This is a genomic window from Vibrio sp. 1078-1, from assembly GCF_033340475.1.
Genome location: NZ_JAWOWM010000004.1, coordinates 381,144 through 403,970, shown reverse-complemented (window position 1 = coordinate 403,970; position 22,827 = coordinate 381,144). Strand labels below are relative to the sequence as shown.

Below are 22,827 nucleotides of genomic sequence, written 5' to 3'. Positions count from 1 at the left end.
CTTACTGTTGGAATTTGTTTTCGTCAGGTGCAACATTGAGTATTTGTAGCGCGCCTTTCATGATTTCAGAGAAGACAGGAGACGCTACCGAACCACCATAGTAGTCATCGCCTTGAGGCTCATTTACGATCACTACTAAAGCAATTCGCGGATCGCTAACCGGAGCAAGCCCAGCCGTGTAGGTGATGTACTCGTCGCTGTACCCACCGGCAGAAGCTTTACGTGATGTACCCGTTTTCGCTCCTACTCGATAACCAGGAACTGCCGCTCTGCGAGCCGAGCCCCCTTTTTGAGTTACGGTTTCCAACATGTCTAATACTTGACGCGCATACTTCGCACTCACCACTTGACGTGACATGTCATGATCATTGCTTTCAATAATATGAATAGGCTCGTATTTGCCAAGGTTTCCAAGCGTCGCATAAGCATGGGCTAGCTGGATTGGTGTAATTGATAGACCGTAACCAAACGCAATCGTGGCGCGTTCAATTGGCGACCAACGAGTTCGTGTAGGAAAAATACCCGTCACTTCCCCAACTAGGTTTAGGCCAGAAAGCTCACCAAAACCCACTGAACTGTACAGCCCAAGAAGCGCCTCTACCGGCATTTGCATTGCTAGCTTCGTCACACCGATATTACTCGACTTTTTAAGGATCGTGGTCAAGCTCGCTTTGCCTACGCGAGAGACATCTCTGACTCGACTACCACCTAAACGTAGGACACCATTACCGGTATCTACGATGGTATCTTTATCGGCTATCCCATTTTCTAAGGCGGCTAAAATAACGAAAGGCTTAATGGTCGAACCAGGCTCCATTGAGTCCGTGATCACTCGGTTACGCATTTGATAGCTTTGCCAATCGCTACGATTGTTAGGGTTGTAAGAAGGAGCATTAACCATGGCCAATACGGCGCCCGTTTTTACATCCAACATGACAACGGAACCTGAAGTGGCGCGGTGGTCCGCAACGGCTTGCTTAATCGCACGATACGCGATCGCCTGTAGGCGCTGATCGATGGTTAACTGAAGTGATTTACCTTCTTGCTTGTCTTGCCAAGCAATGTTTTCCACAACACGACCATAACGGTCTTTACGAATAGTTTTCTTACCCGCCGCGCCAGTGAGCCACTCATCGTAGCTACGCTCCACACCTTCTAGGCCATGCCCGTCAATGCCTGTTACACCGACTAAATGAGCACTAACCTCACCTGCAGGATAATAACGACGAGATTCCGACTTAAGGCCAACACCTGGCAGCTTTAGCTCACGAATATAGTTCGCCATGGCCGGACTGACCTGGCGCTGCAAGTAGATAAAGCGGCGTTTTTCATTGCGCTTGATTTTGTCTATTAACCCTTGTCGGTCAATACCAAGAACATCCGCTAATGCATGCCAACTTTTGGTCTGGCTTAACGCGTTTTCTTTAAATATCGTGGCAGGATCTGCCCAAACCGCCTCAACCGGTACACTGACAGCAAGCGGCTCACCATTTCGATCCGAAATAATACCGCGAGCAGAAGGAATGGATTTAACACGAACCGAACGTAGGTCACCTTGTTTAATCAGGTTATCTGGCTCAATGATTTGGATGTAGGCTACGCGTGCCACCAAAAGGGCAAATGCACAAAAAACAAAAAACAGTAATAGATGGAAGCGCCAACGAATCAAGAAAGATTCTTCGACCGCCACTTTCACTGCTTTGTTATCGGTTTTCTTATCCCCCGTAGCCGCTTTCTCTTTTGCTACAGGTTTACGCTTATTGGCTTGTTTCGTGTTGGATTTTTTTCTAATCATTTGAGCGTGACAACCACTTCTTTATCGCCATCAGGTCGTTTCATTTCAAGTTCTTTTTTGGCAAGGTCTTGAACACGACTGTGTTCCGCGAGGGCAGTTTCTTCCAACATTAAGTTACGCCATTCGCTATCTAATCGTTCTCGTTCAACCAACGTATGGTCTTTCTCGGTGATCGCTTGACGCGCATGGTGGGTAGCAAATACCACTCCTATTGCCGATGCCACGATCAATAGCAACAACAGTAATGGCCAGCGACCAACAGTGAGGAGATCCGTTGCAATCAACTTAGCAAGATTAGGAGTGGATTTCGTCATAATAATTAAAGCTTTTCTGCAATTCTTAACACAGAGCTGCGCGAACGAGGGTTCATTTCAATTTCTTGTTTGCTTGGTTTAATCGCTTTGCTCACCGCTTTCATATTCGCACTACCAAGAGCACGAATTTGCTCTTCCGTCATTGGAATACCGTGTGGCACTTCAGGCCCTTTGCTCTCTTTACGGATAAAACGTTTGACCATACGGTCTTCCAGAGAGTGGAAGCTAATCACAGATAAACGGCCTTCAGGAGCAAGAATGCTCGCCGCGCCTTTAAGTGCCGTATCAATTTCTTCTAACTCACTGTTGATGTAAATACGAAAAGCCTGGAAAGCACGAGTCGCAGGGTGTTTTTTCTCTTTAAAACTTTTCGGTGCGGCATCTGAAATCAATTTTGCCAGCTGACCAGTGCGAACCATTGGCTCATTTTCTTCATCTTCACGGTAGGCAACAATCGCTTTTGCAATACGGCGCGCATGTTTATCTTCCCCGAACTCGCGAATGACCCAAGTGATATCATCGAGGTCTGCTTCCATCAACCATTGAGATACTGGAATACCTGATGTCGGGTCCATACGCATATCTAGCGGACCATCTTTCATAAAGCTAAAGCCACGCTCTGCGTCGTCTAACTGAGGAGAAGAAACGCCTAAATCCAGAAGAACACCATCCACTTTTCCAACTAGCCCATACTCTTCAGCATACTCAGCAATACCAGAAAATGGACCATGAATAATGGTGAAGCGAGGGTCATTGATTTTGCCTGCCTCAGCGATCGCTTGAGGGTCACGGTCGATACTGTACAGTCGGCCATTTTCACCGAGTTTAGATAGAATTGTCCGGCTGTGACCGCCACGGCCAAATGTTCCATCAATATAGACGCCGTCTGGTTTGATAGCTAAGCCATCAATGGATTCATTTAATAACACGGAAATATGTTGGAAGGTTTCGGTCATAGCTTTCTCGTTGAATGATCTTGAAGCGATTCTTTAGTGTACTGATTTCCTACATCATCGCCACCACAAGTCTAAAGTTAGACGTGATTTACGCCAAGTTTATTGGTAATGACATAGTTTGCGTCAATTAAATGCAAAAAACCCATCACTACCGAAGTAGAGATGGGTCTCGAATAGGTGGAGCCGACACATAAGCCGGGTTCTGTTCCGCTTGCGCGGCGGTAGCCATTCGTCTAGGCCAGCAATCACTCACTGGCTCGAGCAACCTACCCGCCTCCTTACGCGAGCAACGCAATGTGGAGGCCTATTTGGTCTTGCTTCAGGTGGAGTTTACCCTGCTACGAACTATTGCTAGTCGTCCGGTGCGCTCTTACCGCACCCTTTCACCCTTACCTGTACCCTTACGGGCCATCGGCGGTCTTCTCTCTGCTGCACTTGTCGTAGGCTTGCGCCCCCCAGGCGTTACCTGGCACCTTGCTCTATGAAGCCCGGACTTTCCTCCCCTTTGTCAGTCTCCCGAAGGACGTCAACGTCAGTCTCCCAAAGGGACTTCGACGTCAGTCTCCCGAAGGACATCAACAAAGCAGCGACTACCCAGTCAGCTCCGAGGGCGGATTGTATAGAGTTCTCACTTCAGAGTCTAGTTAGATCACAGATATGATGAGATGAATGCACTAAGTGATGACTTTTTAGTCAGCGCGCCAAAAATAGATAATAAAAAGGCCGATTCCTAAACATCAGCCCTCATTGACCATTTATCTCGCTAGCGGCACTTAGTCTAAGTTTTCTAAGCCCCATTTATATAGCGCATTCTTCTTCAAGTTATGTATTTCTGCCACCAAAGCAGCTGCTTTTTTCAAAGGCAGCTCTTTGGTCAAAATCCCTAACGTGCGTAAAGCATCTTCAGGTAGTGAGTCGTCTGTTGTTTCACGATGGCCATGTACCAACAATACCATTTCACCACGCTGTTGGTTATCGTCACTTTTCACCCATTTAATCAGCTCACCTAACGGCATGCCTTGAATGGTTTCAAAGGTTTTTGTTAGCTCTCTTGCCAACACAACTTCTCTATCTGGGCCAAGAACGTCTAACATGTCTTGTAGAGAGTCTAAAATACGGTGCGGTGACTCGTAAAAAATACACGTACGCTCTACCGAAGCAATCTCTAGGAATTTATCCTTACGACCTTTGCTTTTCGGTGGTAAAAAACCTTCGAAGCTAAAGCGATCAGATGGCAAGCCAGAGGCACTTAACGCCGTAATGACCGCACAGGCACCTGGAAGAGGCACAACTCTAACGCCCGCTTGACGACATTTTGTCACCAAATGGTATCCTGGGTCGCTGATAAGTGGCGTACCTGCGTCAGAAACTAATGCGATAGACTGACCGGAAAGCAGCTTTTCTACCAAAACTTGTGCTTTTTGCTGCTCATTGTGGTCGTGTAGAGCAAAAGTTTTGGTTTGAATATTGAAGTGAGACAGTAATTTGCCCGTATGTCGAGTATCCTCAGCGGCAATGATGTCCACAGTCGACAGAATTTCGATAGCACGTTGGGTGATATCCGCTAAATTTCCGATTGGAGTCGGTACGATATAGAGAGTTGGCCCCTCATTCGGCAACTTATTTTTATCTGTCATTTGTTTACCATCACTTCAACGATTAATATAGAGACAATTTTGTACAAAATTATAGAGAACTCACGGCAATGATTAACCATAAGAGACTCAGTGTACCACGCATACTTACTCCTGTTGCACTAGCAATTACGCTCGCCGCCTGTTCTTCAGGTCCAAGACAGCCTGATGGCGTTGATGTAACACTTGAGCCTACTCAGTCTGTTCAGAACTATATGATCCAAGCTGATAGCACGGAAGGCAGTTTACAAAATGACTGGTTGATCATGGCAACCAAAGCCGCGATTCAAGCAAACCAGTTTGATCAAGCAGAAATGTTGATCAAGCGCCTGGCTCGTCAACAGTTAACCGAAGTTCAGCAAGCAGAGTGGCAACTAGCGCGTGCGACCATACAGCAAAAACAGGGTAATTACTCTCAGTTGCTGCAATTGTTGAATTTTAAACCTTGGTGGAAGTTGCCAAATGAGCAATGGAAAGACTATTACTTGATGCGTGCCGACGCTTATCAAGGTCTTAACCAAGCGTTTGAGGCAAACCGCCAACTGGTTGCATTTGGTCAATATGCATCGTCCGCGGAGCAGAGAGAGATTTCTAGCCGTATTTGGATGAACTTTGGCAGCTACTCCGAGTACGAACTGACCTCATTAGAAACAGAGCCAAATGAAGATGTTTTGGATGGTTGGCTACAACTCGCTATTTATGCGAAAACGCTGTCGGGCAACTTATCCCAACTAAAAAATACCCTAGAACGCTGGTTAAACGAGAACCCATCGCACCCAGCCGCTATCTACACACCAGAAGAGATTCAAAACATTCTCTCTCTAGACATTGTTAAACCAAACAACACCGCTTTGTTACTGCCGCTTACTGGTAAGTTCTCGCCACAAGCGCAATTAATTCGTGATGGTTTTGTGTTTGCGATGATGAATGATCGTAACCGTGATCCAAGCGCTACCCTCACGGTAATAGACACTAATGCGTATAACGCCGACCAAATTAAACAACGTTTGATCAATGAAAACATCGACTTTGTTGTTGGTCCCCTAGAAAAAGAAAACGTTGAGCTATTGCACACAACCATGGATGGCTCAGAAAATGGTCCTACGATTCCAGCCCTTGCGCTAAATATTCCCGAAGATGTGCAACCAGATAGCAATATTTGCTACTTGGCATTATCACCAGAACAAGAAGCCGCACAGGCAGCGAAACACTTGTTCAGCGAAGGCTATAACTTCCCTCTGATTCTGGCACCAAAGGGCAGCTTTGGTGAGCGCGTAACTGAAGCGTTCAACAAAGAATGGCGCAAGTACAGCTCTAATAAAGTCGCAGCAAGTTATTTTGGCGACAAGCGCCAACTTCAAAAAGACATCAATGAAGTATTTGGTCTGCAAGAAAGCAAACAACGTATTGCTCAGATGCAATCATTAATGCGTATCAAGCTTGAAACACAGCCACGTAGCCGTCGTGATGTCGATGCGGTTTATATTGTTGCTAGAAGCACGGAACTAACTTTGATCAAGCCGTTTATTGAGGTAGCGATTAACCCAGACGCCAAAGCGCCACAAATTTTCTCTAGCTCGCGTAGCAACAGTGGCGGCGCGACTTACGAAGATCTAACAGGTATCATCTACAGCGATATCCCATTACTGATTGACCCAGACCCTAGCGTGACCGCTGAAATGAACGAGCTGTGGTCAGAGCAATCTAACATGGAAAAACGTTTGAAAGCACTGGGTATGGATGCGTATAAATTGATTGGGGAGCTGCCACAAATGAAGGTCGTTCCGGGCTACTCAGTTGGCGGCCAAACCGGTATTTTAAGTATCGACAATAATTGTGTTGTACAGCGTGAGCTAAGCTGGGCTGAGCGTGGGGCTCTTTAGTAAGCGCCAAATCGGAAATCAATATGAAGCTCTGGCGAAGCAGTATTTACAACGCCAGGGCTTAAACTTTATTGAACAAAATTTTCTGACTAAGGTCGGTGAGATTGATTTAATCTTCCAACAAGGTGAAACTATTGTGTTTGTTGAAGTCAAATACCGTAAGAACAATCACTTTGGCTCGGCAGCAGAAATGGTGACGCACGCTAAAATGCGCAAGCTAGTCAAAACCGCACAAGTTTGGCTTAGCCAACAAAAGCGCTTAAAACACAATATCGATTATCGATTTGATGTCATCGCCATTCATGATAATGGGCGAGATATCAACTGGATAGAAAACGCAATCTCTGAAGGATAAGCGATGCTAGATAGCATTAAAGACAGCTTTACAGAAAGTATTCAAATTCAAATCGCAGCAGCAGAGGCGCTGCCTGATGCCATTACTCATGCAGCTCAAGCGATGGTGTCGAGCCTGCTTAATGGCAATAAAATTTTATGTTGTGGTAATGGCGGCAGTGCTTCAAACGCTCAACAATTTGTTTCTTGTCTTTTAAACCGTTTTGAAACTGAGCGTCCTAGCCTACCAGCAATGGCCTTAACCGCCGATAATACCACCCTAACCGCAGTGGCCAACGATTACCACTACCAGGAAATCTTCTCAAAACAGGTACGAGCGTTTGGTCAACCAGGCGACATTTTGCTTGCCATGTCGACTAGCGGTAACAGTAAAAATATTATCAAAGCGATGGAAGCAGCCGTAACTCGAGACATGACGATTATCGCGCTAACAGGAAAAGATGGCGGAGAGATGGCAGGACTGCTCGGTGAGAACGACGTCGAAATTCGTATTCCATCACACCGCACTGCACGTATTCACGAAGTACATATGGTAACACTCCATTGTCTTTGTGATCTTATTGACCAGGTGCTTTTCCCTGCTCACGAAGAGTAACCAAGACTGAGAATCAGAATTATGCTACGTAGCCTCGTTATCTTATTAACAGCATTGAGTTTAAGTGGTTGCGCAGGTTTGTTTATCGCAGGTGCAGCAACCACAGCGAATATTGTCACGGACACACGCACGACAAAACAAATCTGGCAGGACAATAACATCGAATTCGAAGTTGCGGCGATCGGCAATAAAGCACCGTTTAAAGGTGAAGTTCGTGTCGTTGCCAGTTCATATAATGGGACTGTAGTCCTTATGGGACAAGCTCCGACACAAGACCTTATCCTTGCTTTAGAGCGAAGGGCTCGAGAAGTTAGTGGTGTAAAAGTCATACACAATCAAATCAAACAAAAAGAGCCACTCACTGTTACCCAGATTAGCAATGACAGCTGGATCACAACCAAAGTAAAGTCAGCTTTGCTTACTGATTCTGAGCTTAATGGTGTTAAGGTTAAAGTGATCACCGAAGATGGCGATGTTTTTCTGTTTGGTTATGTCACGCCAGAGCAAGGCGATCGAGCGACAGAAATCGCGCGTAATATCTCAGGCGTAAAACAAGTCATTAAAGGGTTCCAATACGGCGAAATGGAGCCTGTTGAAGTAGACTTACCGAGTGACGGTGTACAAACAATAGAAAGTGAGGCAAGCACAGAAAGTGAAGAGAACGTCGAAGTCTTTACGATTAGTGAGTAATTTCCAAAGTCTGGCTTGAAATCATCTTCAACAAGTTAAAAAGAAAAAAGCAGCGTTACGCTGCTTTTTTATTATTTAATCACTCTTAAGCTTGGTTTGCCTTTTGGTCGAGGAGCATCGTCCTCTTCGGCATCTGAATCAGAAACTAACTCAGAAGGCTCATCACTAACCGTTGTGAACGATGGGGATGATTCTTCCTCGGTCATCGCTTCTTCTTCGATGTGAGTGTACGCTTCTTCTGGTTCAAACATAGTACCAGCACCATTCTCACGTGCATAAATAGCTTGAACAGCATACACAGGCACGATCACTGAGTGCGGACGACCGCTAAAGCGAGCATGGAAGGTAATCGCATCATTACCTAACTCAAGATTACCCACTGCACGTGGCGCAATATTCAAAATAATTTGACCATCTTGAATAAATTCAACCGGGACACGCACCCCTGGCATTGTTGCATCCACAACCAAGTGAGGAGTCAAGTCATTGTCTACTAACCACTCGTAAAATGCGCGAAGCATATACGGGCGGCGAGCAGTCATTTTTGCAATATCCATAACGTGTTTTAAATCGCTTAGCGAACTAGGCGCATTTCACGTTCAGCTTCAGTCAAAGAAGCAAGGAACGAATCACGTTCAAATACGCGATTCATGTATACCTTGATTTCTTTTGAACCTGGGCCAACAAGATCGATACCAAGTTGAGGCAAACGCCACAATAGTGGAGCTAGGTAACAATCGATCAAGCTGAATTCTTCGCTCATGAAGTACTCATATTCAGCAAAAATTGGCGCTAACGTCAGAAGATCATTACGCAGCTTTGTGCGTGCTTTTTCTGATTCTTCCGCATTACCTTTCATCACTTTTTCAGCGAGTGAATACCAGTTGCGTTCGATACGGTACATCATCAAGCGGCTGTTGCCACGAGCAACAGGGTAAACCGGCATTAGAGGTGGATGAGGGAAGCGCTCGTCCAAGTACTCCATGATGATTTTTGAATCGTAAAGAGCTAGCTCACGGTCAACAAGAGTTGGCACTGATTTATATGGGTTTAGCTCAACAAGCTCAGCAGGAAGGTTTGCTTCGTCAACAAGCTCAACTTCAACACTTACGCCTTTTTCAGCTAGTACAATGCGAACCTGATGGCTATACAAATCTGATGCACTTGAGAAAAGAGTCATCACAGAACGTTTATTGGCAGCTACAGCCATGGAGCCCTCCAGTACACTTACAAATAAAAACAATGGAGGCTAAGCCTCCATTGTACATCAATTAAAATTGGGAATTAGCACGGTATTTTAGCACAATTAATGCACATCGCGCCAATACTCTTTCTTGAGCATCACAACAACGATGGTTAGAAGCACTAAGAAGCCCATTACCCACCAGCCTAGAGCATGACGCTCAAGCTGCACTGGGTCACCTGAATAAACTAAGAAGTTAACGAGATCGCCAACCGCTTTGTCATATTCGCCTTCACTCAGCTCACCGGTGCCATCGGTTTCAGTACCAACAACAACTTGTACTTCTTCGCCATCTACGATTTTCGTATCGTAAATCGGCGTCGGGATGCCCTGTAGCTCTTCAAGCACATGCGGCATACCAACACTCGGGAAGACGATGTTGTTCACGCCGAATGGACGAGATGGATCAACATAGAAAGAGCGTAAGTAAGTGTATAACCAATCAGCACCACGAACTCGTGCAACCAACGTAAGATCTGGTGGCGGAGCACCAAACCAGTTTGCCGCTTGCTTCGGTGGCATAGCATTGACCATTAGATCACCGATTTTCGCTTCAGGATTGAAAATCAGGTTTTCTTTCATTAAGTCTGTTGGAATTTCCAAGTCTGTTGCTACACGCTCGTAACGCTGGTATTGCGTAGAGTGACAAGCAAAACAGTAGTTCATGAACAACTTCGCGCCGTTTTGTAGCGAAGCTTTATCCGTAAGGTCAACATTCGCTTTATCCAGCGGAACATTGGCCCCAGCTGCCATCGCTAGTGATGGCAACATAGCAAATAGAATTACAATCCACTTCTTCATTTGAATGTCACCCTCTCTGGTAATGGTTTGGTTGCTTCATTTTTGCTGTAGAAGAACAGCAACACAAAGAACATGAAGTAACACAAGCTAAAGATCTGAGATAGTAGTGTGTACGTTGGTGTCGCAGGTAACGCACCTAAAATACCCAGAGCGATAAAGGCGATAGTGAACTGTACAATATTCAATAGATGAAGTTTGCTACGGTAACGGTATGAACGAACTTTACAACGATCCAACCAAGGTAGAACGAACAGCACTGCAATTGACGCGCCCATTAGGATAACACCTAATAGTTTGTCTGGAACCGCACGTAGGATTGCGTAGAACGGCGTGAAGTACCATACCGGAGCAATATGCTCTGGTGTCTTCAATGGGTTTGCAGCTTCAAAGTTAGGCGGCTCAAGGAAGTACCCACCCATTTCTGGGTTAAAGAACAGCACGTAACAGAAGAAGAACAAGAAACCAGCAACACCGACCAAGTCCTTAACCGTGCCGTACGGATGGAAAGGAATCGAATCAATGATGTCATATTTCTTCGTGTAGTAATCGTGGAACTTGAATTGCGTTTTGTAATCGTCGCCCATTGAGCCTTTTGGCAGCTTAGTTTCGATACCATCCGGGTTGTTTGAGCCTACTTCGTGCAGCGCCAATACGTGCAGAACAACAAGAAGAAGCAAAACAATAGGCAAGGCAATAACGTGTAGTGCGAAGAAACGGTTTAGCGTTGCACCAGAGATGATGTAGTCACCACGAATCCAAAGCGTTAGGTCATCACCGATAACAGGAATAGCGCCAAACAGGGAAATGATTACCTGCGCACCCCAGTATGACATCTGACCCCATGGAAGTAGGTAACCCATGAACGCTTCAGCCATGAGAACAAGGAAGATCAACATACCGAAGATCCACAATAGTTCACGAGGTTTTTGGTATGAACCGTAGATCAAACCACGGAACATGTGAAGATACACAACAACGAAAAACGCTGACGCGCCAGTGGAATGCATGTAACGCAGAAGCCAACCGTACTCTACATCACGCATAATGTATTCGATAGACGCAAATGCACCGTCACCTGAAGGAACATAGTTCATCGTTAGCCAAATACCCGTTAGGATTTGGTTAACAAGAACCAGCATCGCCAGAGAACCGAAAAGGTACCAAAAGTTGAAGTTCTTAGGCATTGGGTATTCAGACAAATGCTTTTTATAAGCATTCATTGCAGGAATACGCTTTTCAACCCAATCTAACATTGCTTGCATTATGCATCTCCCTCATCAACACCCACAATGAGCTTGGTATCGCTCAAATACATGTGCTTAGGAACGACAAGGTTCAACGGAGCAGGTACTCCTTGGAACACTCGACCAGCCATGTCGAACTTAGAACCATGACAAGGACAGAAGAAGCCAGATCTTACGCCCTGCACCTGCTCTGAGAAAGAGTCAGGTAGATAGGTTGGTGAACAACCTAAGTGGGTACAGAAACCAACTGCGACGAAAAACTCTTCCTTAATCGAACGAAACTCATTCTGAGCGTACTCAGGCTGCTGCTCCATTTCAGATTGTGGATCGCGAAGCTTATCACCGATCGATTTTAAGTTATCCAGAACGCTTTGAGTGCGGCGAACAATCCATACAGGTTTTCCCTGCCACTCAACACGAACCAGCTGACCTGGTTCAATTTTACTTATATCCACTTCCACCGGTGCGCCCGCCGCTTTGGCTTTAGCACTCGGATTCCATGATTTGATAAAAGGCACGGCGACGGCGACTGCCCCTAACCCACCAACAACTGCCGTTGTAGCGGTTAGAAAACGCCTGCGACCGTTATTTAAAGGCGCGTTGCTCATCCAAACATTCTCCCATTTGCTCCCTTTGGATCGTTATTATTCCGCTTATAAGAGCATGGCTAACAAATAATGAATTTAGTTCTATTTATTGGAGGGAAATGATAAAGAAAACCCTACTTTTTGACAAGATAAAGCTACCTTTTTGTAACATTTGTGAGGCAAATCGCTCGCGTCGTCACAAAAGCGGCAGAATTATAAAAAATTGATGTGATTTGTAACAAGAAAGCACCACATAGAAGCCCCGCTGAAAGCAGATAAAACCTTTTATCTTGGTAGTTTTCAGTTAATTACACAGAGAAATATTTCGTATTACGCGTTCAGCTTACTGTGTTTATATTTTCAATTTTGTAGCACGCAGAATGCTCAAAAAGGAGCGTAAGTCATTTTAAAACATGTTACAGGAAGAATAAGATACAAAGACATTCTTGCTGATGAATACATCTATGCTGCATCGCAAGAGAAAGCGTGGTGAGTCGCGATTAAATAAGGCACACATATAAAACGGCACTGGCAACCTTTCGACGAAGAGGACGAATAAGAAGGCCTGCTCGGAGTGTGATGATAAGTGAAGGCTGTTCGTTGCTTTAAATACAAAAAAGCCCGGCATAGAGCCGAGCTTTTGGTACACAGTTTCCAGAGTAACTCTGAAAAGCATAATTCCCGATAAGAGGAAATTAACGCTTAGAGAACTGTGGACGACGACGTGCTTTACGTAGACCAACTTTCTTACGTTCAACGCAACGAGCGTCACGAGTAACGTAGCCAGCTGCGCGTAGAGCAGGACGTAGAGACTCATCGTATTCCATAAGCGCGCGAGTGATACCGTGACGGATAGCACCAGCTTGACCAGAAATACCGCCGCCTTTAACTGTTACGTAAAGGTCTAGCTTTTCAGTTAGTTCAACTAGCTCTAGAGGTTGTTGTACAACCATACGTGCTGTTGGACGACCGAAGTATTCGTCAAGGTTACGCTTGTTTACTACAATGTTACCGCTGCCTGGTTTAATGAAAACACGTGCAGCTGAGCTTTTGCGACGGCCAGTGCCGTAGTATTGATTCTCTGCCATTTTCGAAATCCCCAATTAGATGTCTAGTACTTGTGGTTGTTGAGCAACATGGTTGTGCTCAGCGCCCGCGTAAACTTTTAGCTTACGGTACATAGCACGGCCTAGAGGACCACGTGGAAGCATGCCTTTAACTGCAAGCTCAAGAGCCATCTCAGGTTTACGATCGATCAACTTTTCAAAAGTGATAGATTTTAGACCACCTGGGAATTCAGAGTGACGGTAGTACACTTTGTTCTTAGCTTTGTTACCAGTTACAGCAACTTTCTCAGCGTTGATAACGATGATGTAATCACCAGTGTCAACGTGAGGAGTGTATTCAGCTTTATGTTTGCCACGTAGGCGAGATGCAATTTCACTTGCTAGACGGCCAAGAGTTTTACCTTCAGCGTCTACAACGTACCAGTCGCGTTTTACAGTTTCTGGTTTAGCAACGAAAGTTTTCATGCTAACAATAACCCGTTAATTAAATTTTAAACTTTAAAGGAACACCCAATAGTGCTCCCACACTGTCTAAGAGCCCAGTCATCACCCCTTCGAGTCGTTGGTACTCTCGACCTTCAATTTCGAAATAACTTCGATAATCAGGTCTGCAGTAACGGTGGGTCGCAGGATTATAGAGAAGAGCGAAGAAAAAATCACCTTTTTTTGCGCCAAATCACTAATTTTTTCTTCACTTTTTTAAGAACCCATTGGATCTAGACCAAATGTTCACGCGCGAGATACTCATGACTTTGCATCTCTGTAAGCCGAGACAAACAGCGCTTAAATTCGAACTCTAACTGCCCGTCAGTATATAAGTCGGCCATTGGCACTTCAGCAGAAATAATCAACTTAACATTGCGCTCGTAAAACTCATCGACCAGCGCGATAAAGCGTCTCGCCGCATCATCTATTTTTCGGTTCATTTGTTGAACATCTGCCAGTAATACCGTGTGGTAAATACGAGACAATTCAATGTAGTCATTTTGACTGCGAGCAGTTTGACACAACTGAGCAAACGACGCATGCAGCACCCCGTCGCTTGCTTCAATCACCACCAGTTGACGGTGGTTAACTTCGATTTGATGAGCAACAAACTTACGCTCTCCAGTCAGTTGCTGGTAATATTTGTTAAGGTTTATGCTAGCCTGCTCATCAAGCGGGTAATGGTATATTTCAGCCTGTTCTAACGTTCTTAAGCGATAATCAACGCCACTATCGACATTCAACACTTCACAACGCGCCAAAATCATATCGATCGCGGGCAAAAAGCGCGCTCTTTGCAAACCGTTACGATATAAGTTCTGCGGCTCAATGTTTGAAGTCGCGACTAGGATCATCTGCCGCTTGAACATTTCTTGAAGTAGCGTTGCAAGGATCATCGCATCAGTAATGTCGGAAACAAAAAATTCATCAAAGCAAACCACATCTGCTTCTTCTTTAAATTTATCCGCCACTTTTGATAGAGGATTTTCGACATCACCTAACAGCTTCAACTCATCATGTACTCGATACATAAATCGATGGAAGTGGACGCGCATTTTTCTTTGGGTCGGTAAAGCATCAAAAAATGCGTCCATAAGGTAGGTTTTACCGCGACCTACCCCACCCCAAAAGTAAAGGCCTTTTGGTGGTTCAGGCTTGTCGATTTTTTTCCCCATTAGCTTTTGCCATTTGGAAAGCTGAGGCACAGGCGCTGACTGAAATTCAACGATAGCATGGTAAAGCTTGTCTAATGCAACGACCGCTTGATACTGAGCTTCATCACGCTGAAACCCGTGTTCTGCTATGTCTTTTTGATATTGTTGTAGTGGTGTCATCGTATTAAGTCGTATAGAGGTATAGAGAAAAGGGTTACCTCGGGGTCAACTTTGAGAATAGAGAGAAGTAGTTATCAGTCCCCGAAGACATACTGCTATTTTTCTTTATCGGCTGTTCAAGCCATAGTAACATGGACGAGCACCGCGTGTAACTAAGTAGTAAAAGACTTGTTAAAACAACTATAAGGAGCAGTTATGCCTTGGATTTATGCCATTGTGGGTTTGCTGGTCGGTACAATCGTAGGCGTAGTCATTAGTAGACTAACCACCCCTGAATACAAGAAACAAAAGTCTGTGCAGAAAGAACTTGAAGCGGCCAAGTTTGAATTAGAGCAACAACGTCAAGAGCTCGTCGATCATTTTGCACAAACCGCAGAAATGTTGGACACCCTAGGTAAAGATTACACCAAGCTATACCAACATATGGCCAAGACCTCTTCTGAGCTTTTGCCAAACTTACCAGAACAAGACAACCCGTTTGATAAGAAAACGGCAATGTCGTCTGAAACCATTGCAGAAGATCAACCAGAGTTTAACGAACAACCAAAAGACTACGCTAATGGCGCCACCGGTCTTTTGAAGGATCAAGAGAAAGAAATCATTAATGCTCCCGAAGCGGTAACCGCAAAAGCATCATAATTCTCTCTTACTTCTATCTAGGGCCGATACATTTGTATCGGCCCTTTTTTGAACTTTTTCACCTCACCTTCGCTCTAACTTGGATGTGCACTGCCTCCCCTTTTGATTGTCCGAACTAGACCCTATATTAGTTATTAACAAAGTGAACTAACCGTTCGGATATTTCTTTTTGGCAGACATGTTTCAAGAGGAGTTATTGGATGAAAAAACCACTGCTTGCGCTCACCGTTCTATCTCTGAGTTTGGGGTCGATTATTGCCCCAGTTCAAGCCACTGCCGCATTACCTTTGAATGTGGATGGCCAACAGTTACCTAGCTTGGCACCAATGCTTGAGAAGGTGACCCCAGCTGTTGTGAGTATTGCTGTAGAAGGTAAACAAGTACAAACCAGTCGCATTCCCGAGCAATTTCAATTTTTCTTTGGCCCAGACTTTCCTATGGAACAAAGGCGAGAGCGCCCGTTCAGAGGTTTAGGGTCTGGTGTCATTATTGATGCGAAGAAAGGCCATATTGTCACTAACTACCATGTGATCAAGGGCGCAGATGAGATTCGAGTTCGCCTCTTTGACGGGCGCGAGTATGACGCTACTCTCGTTGGCGGTGATGAAATGGCCGATGTTGCGTTACTTAAATTAGAGAAAGCGAAAAACTTAACGCAGATTAAAGTCGCGGATTCCGACAAACTGCGTGTCGGTGACTTTACGGTTGCGATTGGTAACCCATTTGGACTCGGTCAAACTGTGACTTCGGGTATTGTTTCAGCCCTTGGTCGTAGCGGCTTAAACGTTGAAAACTTCGAAAACTTCATCCAAACCGATGCCGCAATTAACAGCGGTAACTCTGGTGGTGCATTGGTCAACCTTAATGGTGAGCTGATCGGTATTAATACTGCAATTTTAGGCCCTAACGGCGGTAACGTAGGTATTGGTTTTGCGATTCCATCAAACATGATGAAAAACCTCACTGATCAAATTCTAGAGTTTGGTGAAGTCAAACGCGGCATGTTGGGTGTGCAAGGTGGCGAAGTAACCTCTGAGCTAGCTGATGCATTGGGTTACGAGTCAAGTAAAGGTGCCTTTATTGGTCAAGTCGTACCGGACAGCGCAGCCGATAAAGCAGGATTAAAAGCCGGTGACGTAATTGTATCGGTGAACGGCAAAGCGATTAATACTTTCTCAGAGCTCCGCGCAAAAGTGGCAACACTGGGCGCAGGTAAAGAAATCACATTAGGTGTGGTTCGAGATGGTAAGAATAAAACCTTTGATGTAACGCTTGGCGAATCTACGAATATGAAAGCTAAAGCGGAGACATTACATGAGGGACTCAAAGGGGCGGAATTAAGCAATACAACACCAAGTGATGTAATCCAAGGTGTTAAAGTATCGAGCGTTGCAGATAACTCTCCAGCGGCTCAATATCAATTACAACAAGGTGACATTATTATCGGTGTGAACCGTCAACGAGTGAAAAACCTTGCCGAGCTTCGTACAATCGTAGAGAAACACAAAGGTGTACTGGCTCTTAATATTCAACGTGGTGAACGTACTATTTATCTTGTCATTCGTTAACCACTTTCAAAGTGATAGAAAATAAGGTTTTCGATGCATAATGCTGAGTGATAAGGCTCGATCACTTTTCCTTATCGCTCAATAACTAATGAAAAGGGCAGCGCGATGACGTGCTGCCCTTTTGTTATTTTTCAATGTAATGCTATTCTTCATCTTCGATGCCATTTTGGCGCTCACGCATGGAGAGGATATGCTCAGCTTTTTATTACGTTCTGTCTTTTTAGGCTTGGCTACTGCCGCAGTGGTATTACTGGCGGTTCCATCTTTGCGCAACAACGTAATTCCTGCCGCGCTTGATCCTCAACCTGTTAATATCGCATCAGTCGAGTTGACGTTTAATCAAGCGGTCCGAAGAGCAGCGCCTGCAGTGGTAAACATCTACAGTCGTAAGTATGTTGAGAATGATCGCAGTAAACTCTCGACTCAAGGCCTGGGGTCAGGTGTCATTGTTAGTGAGAAAGGCTACATCATTACTAACTATCATGTGGTTGCTCAAGCTGATCAAATTGTTGTGGCATTACAAGACGGCAGAGCCGCAGCGGCTCAGCTCGTAGGGACAGACAAACGTACTGATATAGCCGTGCTGCGTGTCGAAGGTTCGAATTTGCCCGTAATCCCTCTGAACTCTAATTACAAACCACAAGTGGGCGACGTAGTACTAGCCATCGGTAACCCATACAACCTTGGACAAACCACAACGTTCGGCATTATTTCTGCCACAGGTCGTTCATCTATTAGCGACGGTCGTCAAGCATTCATTCAAACCGATGCCGCCATCAATGAAGGTAACTCTGGTGGAGCCCTAGTGAACACACAAGGCGAGCTCGTCGGCATTAACACCGCCTCTTTTCAGCAAGCGACAGACTTAGAAACTTACGGTATTTCTTTTGCGATCCCTGCGCCGCTAGCGAGTAAGATCATGCAGAAAATCATCGCTGATGGCCGCGTGATTCGTGGTTATATTGGAATCGACGGCCAAGACATTAATGCGGTCACTGCTCGCCTACTTGGAAATGAACACATAGGTGGTATTGTCGTACTTGGTATTGATCCAAATGGTCCAGCCAATGCGGCAGGCTTCCAAAAGCAGGACATCATTATCAGCATTGATGGCAATAAAGTGCAAGGGCGTCAGAGCGTTATGGATATCGTCACCGATTTACGTCCTGGCACCACCGTGGACGTCGGTATCATTCGCAAAGGAAAAGAGATGACCTTGAAAGTCACCATTGCCGAAGACAAGCAAGAAGCATAAAAAATCCCAGCCATTGGCTGGGATTTTTATTTGTGCGTTACTCGCTATCGCTCGGTGTTTCCGTCGTATCGGAATCATCTAGCTCAACTTCAATGCGAGTGACTCGCTGCAAACCTCTCGGTAATAACCCACCTCGGCGACCACGTTCGCCACGGAAGTTATCAAGATCAGACGGTTTAAGACCCAACTTTCGCTTACCCGCGTACAGCGTTAACGATGCACCTTTTGGTAAAGACATTAAGTGAGATAGTACTTCTTCTCGCTCTTTTGCTTTAGCAGCAGGAATGTTGATGATCTTATTCCCTTTACCTTTCGCCAGTTGTGGCAAGTCTTTGATTGGGAACAGCAGCATGCGACCTTGGTTAGTGATTGCTAAGATTTCATCAGAGTCTAAATCTTCAATCTCTTTTGGCGTCATGATCTCAGAGTTGGCAGGTAAAGTGACGAGCGCTTTACCACTGCGGTTTTTAGACAGCAAGTCCGCGCCTTTACATACAAAGCCGTAACCTGCATCTGAGCCCACCAGCCACAGCTGATCTTCTTCACTCATGATGACTTGGCGAATACTGCTACCAGCCGCAATATTCAAGCGACCGGTAATCGGCTCACCTTGACTACGAGCAGAAGGCAGTGAGTGCGATTCCAGAGAGTAACTTCGACCGTCACTACCTAGGAATACCGCAGGCTGATTACTCTTACCTCGAGCATGCGCTAAATACTTATCACCCGACTTATAGTTTAAGCCTTCGGCATCCACGTCATGGCCTTTCGCGTGACGAATCCAACCTTTCTCAGAAAGCACAACCGTGATTGGCTCACTTGGTACGAGGTCACGTTCAGTCAGCGCTTTTGCTTCTGCACGCTCAACCATTGGAGAGCGACGGTCATCACCGTATTTCTCTGCGTCTGCTTTGATTTCTTTTTTCAGTAGTGTGTTCAGACGACGCTCAGAACCGAGTAGCTGTTCTAGCTTCTCACGCTCTTTCTCTAGCTCGTCTTGCTCACCACGGATCTTCATCTCTTCTAGTTTTGCTAGATGACGAAGTTTGGTATCTAAAATTGCATCCGCTTGGATATCGGTAATACCAAAGCGTTCCATCAGCACCGCTTTTGGATCGTCTTCAGTACGGATGATCTCAATCACTTCATCTAGGTTGAGGTAAGCAACCAACAAACCTTCCAAGATGTGTAGACGAGCCATGACTTTGTCTAGGCGGTGTTGTAAACGACGACGCACAGTCGTACGACGGAACTCGATCCACTCAGATAGAATTTGCACCAGACCTTTAACTTGAGGACGGTTATCCAAACCAATCATGTTCAAGTTAACGCGGTAACTGCGCTCAAGATCCGTTGATGCGAACAAATGGTTCATCAACAAATCACAATCGACGCGGTTTGACTTAGGCACGACAACAATACGCGTAGGGTTCTCGTGATCCGATTCGTCACGAAGATCGTCAACCATTGGCAGCTTCTTCGCACGCATCTGGTTAGCGATTTGCTCAAGCAGTTTGGCACCCGATACTTGGTGAGGCAAAGAAGTGATAACAATATCAGAACCTTCTTTATGCCAAACCGCGCGCATTTTGATGCTGCCACGACCGTTGCGGTAAATCTTCTCGATATCCGCTTGCGGCGAGATAATTTCTGCTTCTGTTGGGTAATCCGGACCTTTGACATACTGCATCACGTCCGGCAGTTCTGCTTTCGGGTTGTCGATCAAATGAATAGTCGCATCTGCGATTTCACAAACGTTGTGCGGTGGGATGTCTGTTGCCATACCAACGGCAATGCCGGTTACACCGTTAAGCAGGATATGAGGCAGACGTGCTGGCAACATTTGTGGCTCTTTCATTGTGCCATCAAAGTTAGGTTGCCATTCAACCGTGCCCTGACCAAGTTCGCCAAGCAATACTTCAGCAAACTTAGACAGTTTTGCTTCGGTATAACGCATTGCCGCAAATGATTTCGGATCATCTGGCGCACCCCAGTTACCTTGACCATCCACTAATGGATAGCGGTAAGAGAATGGCTGAGCCATCAATACCATCGCTTCGTAACACGCTGAATCACCGTGCGGATGGTATTTACCTAGCACGTCACCAACGGTACGTGCAGATTTTTTGTATTTTGCTGATGCAGAGAGACCAAGCTCTGACATCGCATAAATGATGCGTCGTTGAACCGGCTTTAAGCCATCACCAATGTATGGCAAGGCGCGGTCCATGATTACGTACATCGAGTAGTTCAGATAAGCGTCTTCAGTGAACTTGCGCATTGGCAATTGTTCGACGCCATCGTAGGTAATTTCTGTAGACATCCGTTACACCTCTGCCAAGTCGCCGTTGTTTTGTAGCCAAGAACGACGGTCATCTGCACGCTTTTTACCTAGCAGCATGTCCATCATTTCCATGGTCGCCGTAGAGTCGTCAATGGTTAACTGCACTAAGCGACGCGTGTTCGGATCCATGGTGGTTTCACGCAACTGAAGTGGGTTCATCTCACCCAGACCTTTGAATCGTTGCACGTTGATTTTGGCTTTCTTCTTCGACAAGCGCTCTAAAATGCCATCTTTTTCATCATCATCGAGGGCGTAGAACACTTCTTTCCCGCAGTCGATTCGATACAGAGGCGGCATCGCCACATAGATATGACCCGCTTCCACTAGTGCGCGGAAGTGACGAGTAAATAGAGCACAAAGCAGCGTTGCGATGTGAAGACCATCCGAGTCCGCATCGGCAAGGATACAGATCTTACCGTAACGAAGACTCTCGAGGTTGTCGCTATCTGGGTCAATACCCAAAGCAACAGAAATATCGTGTACTTCTTGAGACGCAAGAACTTGATCGGCAGAGACTTCCCACGTGTTCAAGATCTTACCACGCAGTGGCATCACGGCTTGGAATTCACGGTCACGTGCCTGTTTTGCCGAGCCACCCGCAGAGTCACCCTCCACAAAGAAGATTTCAGTGCGACTTAAGTCCTGTGCTGAACAGTCGGTCAACTTACCTGGCAGTGCTGGGCCGGACGCCACTTTCTTACGTACGACTTTTTTCGCTGCACGCATACGACGGTGTGCGTTAGCGATACAGACTTCTGCCAATTGCTCTGCGAGCTGAGGCTTTTCGTTCAACCAAAGACTGAACGCATCTTTTACAACGCCAGAGACAAATGCCGCGGTTTGACGAGAAGACAGACGTTCTTTGGTCTGGCCTGCAAATTGCGGGTCTTGAATCTTAACCGACAGCACGTAAGAACAGCGGTCGAAAACGTCATCACCCGTTAGCTTCACACCACGAGGTAATAGATTACGGAACTCACAGAATTCGCGCATCGCTTCCAACAAGCCTTGGCGTAAACCATTAACGTGCGTACCACCTTGAGCGGTTGGGATTAGGTTAACGTAGCTTTCGGTGATCATCTCACCGCCTTCTGGCTGCCAAATTACCGCCCAGTTTGCCGCTTCAGTATCCGCCAAGAACTCACCAGTAAATGGTTCTTCAGGAATAACTGGATAGCCTTTTACACCTTCCGCAAGATAGTCTTTCAAACCATCTTCGTAGTACCACTTACAGTCTTTGCCATTAACTTTGTCGGTTAATGTGATTTCTAAGCCCGGACACAAAACCGCTTTTGCGCGCAGGTTGTTGACTAGGCGCGTCACAGAGAAGTTAGCCGAATCGAAGTACTTCGCATCAGGCCAGAAATGTACGCTGGTACCGCGATTGCGACGACCACATGTGCCAGTTACGGTCAGATCAGACACTTTCTCGCCGTGTTCAAATGCAATTTCATACACTTGACCATCACGACGAACTGTTACTTCAACGCGTTTTGACAACGCGTTTACTACAGATATACCTACCCCGTGCAAACCACCAGAGAATTGGTAGTTTTTGTTAGAGAACTTACCACCCGCATGTAGCTTACATAGAATTAGCTCTACGCCTGATACTTTCTCTTCTGGGTGGATATCAACAGGCATGCCTCGACCATCATCGATCACTTCGAGTGATTGGTCAGCATGTAGGATGACTTGTACTTTTGAGGCATGTCCGGCTAGCGCTTCATCGACACTGTTGTCGATAACTTCTTGGCCCAAATGGTTTGGGCGCGCTGTATCCGTATACATCCCTGGTCGGCGACGTACTGGCTCTAAGCCATTCAGTACTTCAATGGCACCAGCATTATATTGTTCAGTCATAATACGGAATTATTCTCAAAGTTTACTTGTTGCCTGAGTATCACCAATGGGCGTACCCATACTCAGGAAACGAAAAAGCCACCCTGTTCACATCACTAAGAGTTTGTAAACATGATGCATAACAAAGTAGCCAGGGTCCTCGACCCTTAAGATCTTTTGGCAAAACATAGTCGGA

General features: G+C 45.7%; 21 protein-coding genes and 1 other RNA gene. 7 read left to right on the top strand and 15 right to left on the bottom strand.

Features of this window, described 5'->3' with window-relative positions; translation table 11 throughout:
• Position 1: 1 nt before the first annotated feature.
• The 5 genes from R7190_RS11780 to rsmI form a co-directional block, all read right to left on the bottom strand.
• A complete protein-coding gene (locus R7190_RS11780; protein WP_086046525.1) occupies positions 2–1,795 on the bottom strand; it encodes a penicillin-binding transpeptidase domain-containing protein in 1,794 nt (597 codons plus the stop codon).
• Positions 1,792–2,109 carry a cell division protein FtsL gene (gene ftsL, locus R7190_RS11775; protein ID WP_186584467.1) on the bottom strand — a complete coding sequence of 106 codons (318 nt, stop codon included), beginning with the start codon at positions 2,107–2,109 and terminating at the stop codon, positions 1,792–1,794. Before ftsL ends, R7190_RS11780 begins: the two co-directional genes overlap by 4 nt.
• Before the next feature lie 5 nt (positions 2,110–2,114).
• The gene (rsmH, locus tag R7190_RS11770) at positions 2,115–3,065 is read right to left on the bottom strand and encodes a 16S rRNA (cytosine(1402)-N(4))-methyltransferase RsmH (protein WP_017633610.1); all 951 of its coding nucleotides are present in this window, start codon (positions 3,063–3,065) and stop codon (positions 2,115–2,117) included.
• A gap of 175 nt (positions 3,066–3,240) precedes the next feature.
• Positions 3,241–3,671: RNase P RNA component class A (rnpB, locus tag R7190_RS11765), an RNA gene on the bottom strand.
• 167 nt (positions 3,672–3,838) lie between these two features.
• The gene (gene rsmI / locus R7190_RS11760; protein WP_047101994.1) at positions 3,839–4,702 is read right to left on the bottom strand and encodes a 16S rRNA (cytidine(1402)-2'-O)-methyltransferase; all 864 of its coding nucleotides are present in this window, start codon (positions 4,700–4,702) and stop codon (positions 3,839–3,841) included.
• Between the two features lie 68 nt (positions 4,703–4,770).
• On the opposite strand from rsmI, the gene R7190_RS11755 reads away from it, so the two are divergent.
• From R7190_RS11755 to R7190_RS11740, 4 genes are read left to right on the top strand one after another with little or no spacing between them, the layout of a single operon-like run.
• Positions 4,771–6,582 (top strand): penicillin-binding protein activator, encoded by a 1,812-nt coding sequence (locus R7190_RS11755; protein WP_005372905.1) that lies wholly within the window; start codon positions 4,771–4,773, stop codon positions 6,580–6,582.
• Positions 6,569–6,937, top strand: coding sequence for a YraN family protein (locus tag R7190_RS11750; protein WP_005372903.1), 369 nt, complete (start codon positions 6,569–6,571; stop codon positions 6,935–6,937). Before R7190_RS11755 ends, R7190_RS11750 begins: the two co-directional genes overlap by 14 nt.
• A 3-nt stretch (positions 6,938–6,940) precedes the next feature.
• Positions 6,941–7,531, top strand: coding sequence for a phosphoheptose isomerase (locus R7190_RS11745; protein ID WP_005372901.1), 591 nt, complete (start codon positions 6,941–6,943; stop codon positions 7,529–7,531).
• Between the two features lie 21 nt (positions 7,532–7,552).
• A complete protein-coding gene (locus R7190_RS11740; protein WP_005372899.1) occupies positions 7,553–8,221 on the top strand; it encodes a BON domain-containing protein in 669 nt (222 codons plus the stop codon).
• A gap of 71 nt (positions 8,222–8,292) precedes the next feature.
• Here R7190_RS11740 and sspB read toward each other — a convergent pair whose 3' ends face one another.
• The 8 genes from sspB to zapE all read right to left on the bottom strand — a co-directional run bounded on the left by sspB (position 8,293) and on the right by zapE (position 14,983).
• Complete coding sequence (sspB, locus tag R7190_RS11735) at positions 8,293–8,778, bottom strand: ClpXP protease specificity-enhancing factor (protein ID WP_005372898.1); 486 nt, start codon at positions 8,776–8,778, stop codon at positions 8,293–8,295.
• 17 nt (positions 8,779–8,795) lie between these two features.
• On the bottom strand, positions 8,796–9,431 hold the full coding sequence (sspA, locus tag R7190_RS11730; RefSeq protein ID WP_005372897.1) for a stringent starvation protein SspA: 636 nt from the start codon (positions 9,429–9,431) through the stop codon (positions 8,796–8,798).
• Between the two features lie 96 nt (positions 9,432–9,527).
• Positions 9,528–10,265 (bottom strand): cytochrome c1, encoded by a 738-nt coding sequence (locus tag R7190_RS11725; protein ID WP_005372881.1) that lies wholly within the window; start codon positions 10,263–10,265, stop codon positions 9,528–9,530.
• Entirely contained in the window at positions 10,262–11,527 is a 1,266-nt protein-coding gene (locus tag R7190_RS11720) for a cytochrome b (RefSeq protein WP_005372880.1), read from the bottom strand. The genes R7190_RS11725 and R7190_RS11720 overlap by 4 nt, the downstream gene beginning before the upstream one ends.
• Positions 11,527–12,117 carry a ubiquinol-cytochrome c reductase iron-sulfur subunit gene (gene petA, locus R7190_RS11715; RefSeq protein ID WP_005372877.1) on the bottom strand — a complete coding sequence of 197 codons (591 nt, stop codon included), beginning with the start codon at positions 12,115–12,117 and terminating at the stop codon, positions 11,527–11,529. Before petA ends, R7190_RS11720 begins: the two co-directional genes overlap by 1 nt.
• A gap of 674 nt (positions 12,118–12,791) precedes the next feature.
• Entirely contained in the window at positions 12,792–13,184 is a 393-nt protein-coding gene (rpsI, locus tag R7190_RS11710) for a 30S ribosomal protein S9 (protein WP_005372876.1), read from the bottom strand.
• Positions 13,185–13,199: 15 nt separating this feature from the next.
• The gene (gene rplM / locus R7190_RS11705) at positions 13,200–13,628 is read right to left on the bottom strand and encodes a 50S ribosomal protein L13 (protein ID WP_005372872.1); all 429 of its coding nucleotides are present in this window, start codon (positions 13,626–13,628) and stop codon (positions 13,200–13,202) included.
• Positions 13,629–13,879: 251 nt separating this feature from the next.
• The gene (zapE, locus tag R7190_RS11700; protein WP_186584468.1) at positions 13,880–14,983 is read right to left on the bottom strand and encodes a cell division protein ZapE; all 1,104 of its coding nucleotides are present in this window, start codon (positions 14,981–14,983) and stop codon (positions 13,880–13,882) included.
• Between the two features lie 195 nt (positions 14,984–15,178).
• On the opposite strand from zapE, the gene zapG reads away from it, so the two are divergent.
• The 3 genes from zapG (at position 15,179) to degS (ending at position 18,445) form a co-directional block, all read left to right on the top strand.
• Positions 15,179–15,622: a Z-ring associated protein ZapG gene (zapG, locus tag R7190_RS11695; protein WP_005379861.1), complete on the top strand. Its 444-nt coding sequence runs from the start codon at positions 15,179–15,181 to the stop codon at positions 15,620–15,622.
• Between the two features lie 200 nt (positions 15,623–15,822).
• Complete coding sequence (locus R7190_RS11690) at positions 15,823–17,190, top strand: Do family serine endopeptidase (RefSeq protein WP_025768400.1); 1,368 nt, start codon at positions 15,823–15,825, stop codon at positions 17,188–17,190.
• 190 nt (positions 17,191–17,380) lie between these two features.
• Positions 17,381–18,445 carry an outer membrane-stress sensor serine endopeptidase DegS gene (degS, locus tag R7190_RS11685; protein WP_017633606.1) on the top strand — a complete coding sequence of 355 codons (1,065 nt, stop codon included), beginning with the start codon at positions 17,381–17,383 and terminating at the stop codon, positions 18,443–18,445.
• A gap of 37 nt (positions 18,446–18,482) precedes the next feature.
• On the opposite strand, the gene parC is transcribed toward degS, so the two are convergent.
• Positions 18,483–20,768, bottom strand: coding sequence for a DNA topoisomerase IV subunit A (gene parC / locus R7190_RS11680; protein WP_186584469.1), 2,286 nt, complete (start codon positions 20,766–20,768; stop codon positions 18,483–18,485).
• Between the two features lie 3 nt (positions 20,769–20,771).
• Complete coding sequence (gene parE, locus R7190_RS11675; RefSeq protein ID WP_132936752.1) at positions 20,772–22,652, bottom strand: DNA topoisomerase IV subunit B; 1,881 nt, start codon at positions 22,650–22,652, stop codon at positions 20,772–20,774.
• Positions 22,653–22,827: the final 175 nt, after the last annotated feature.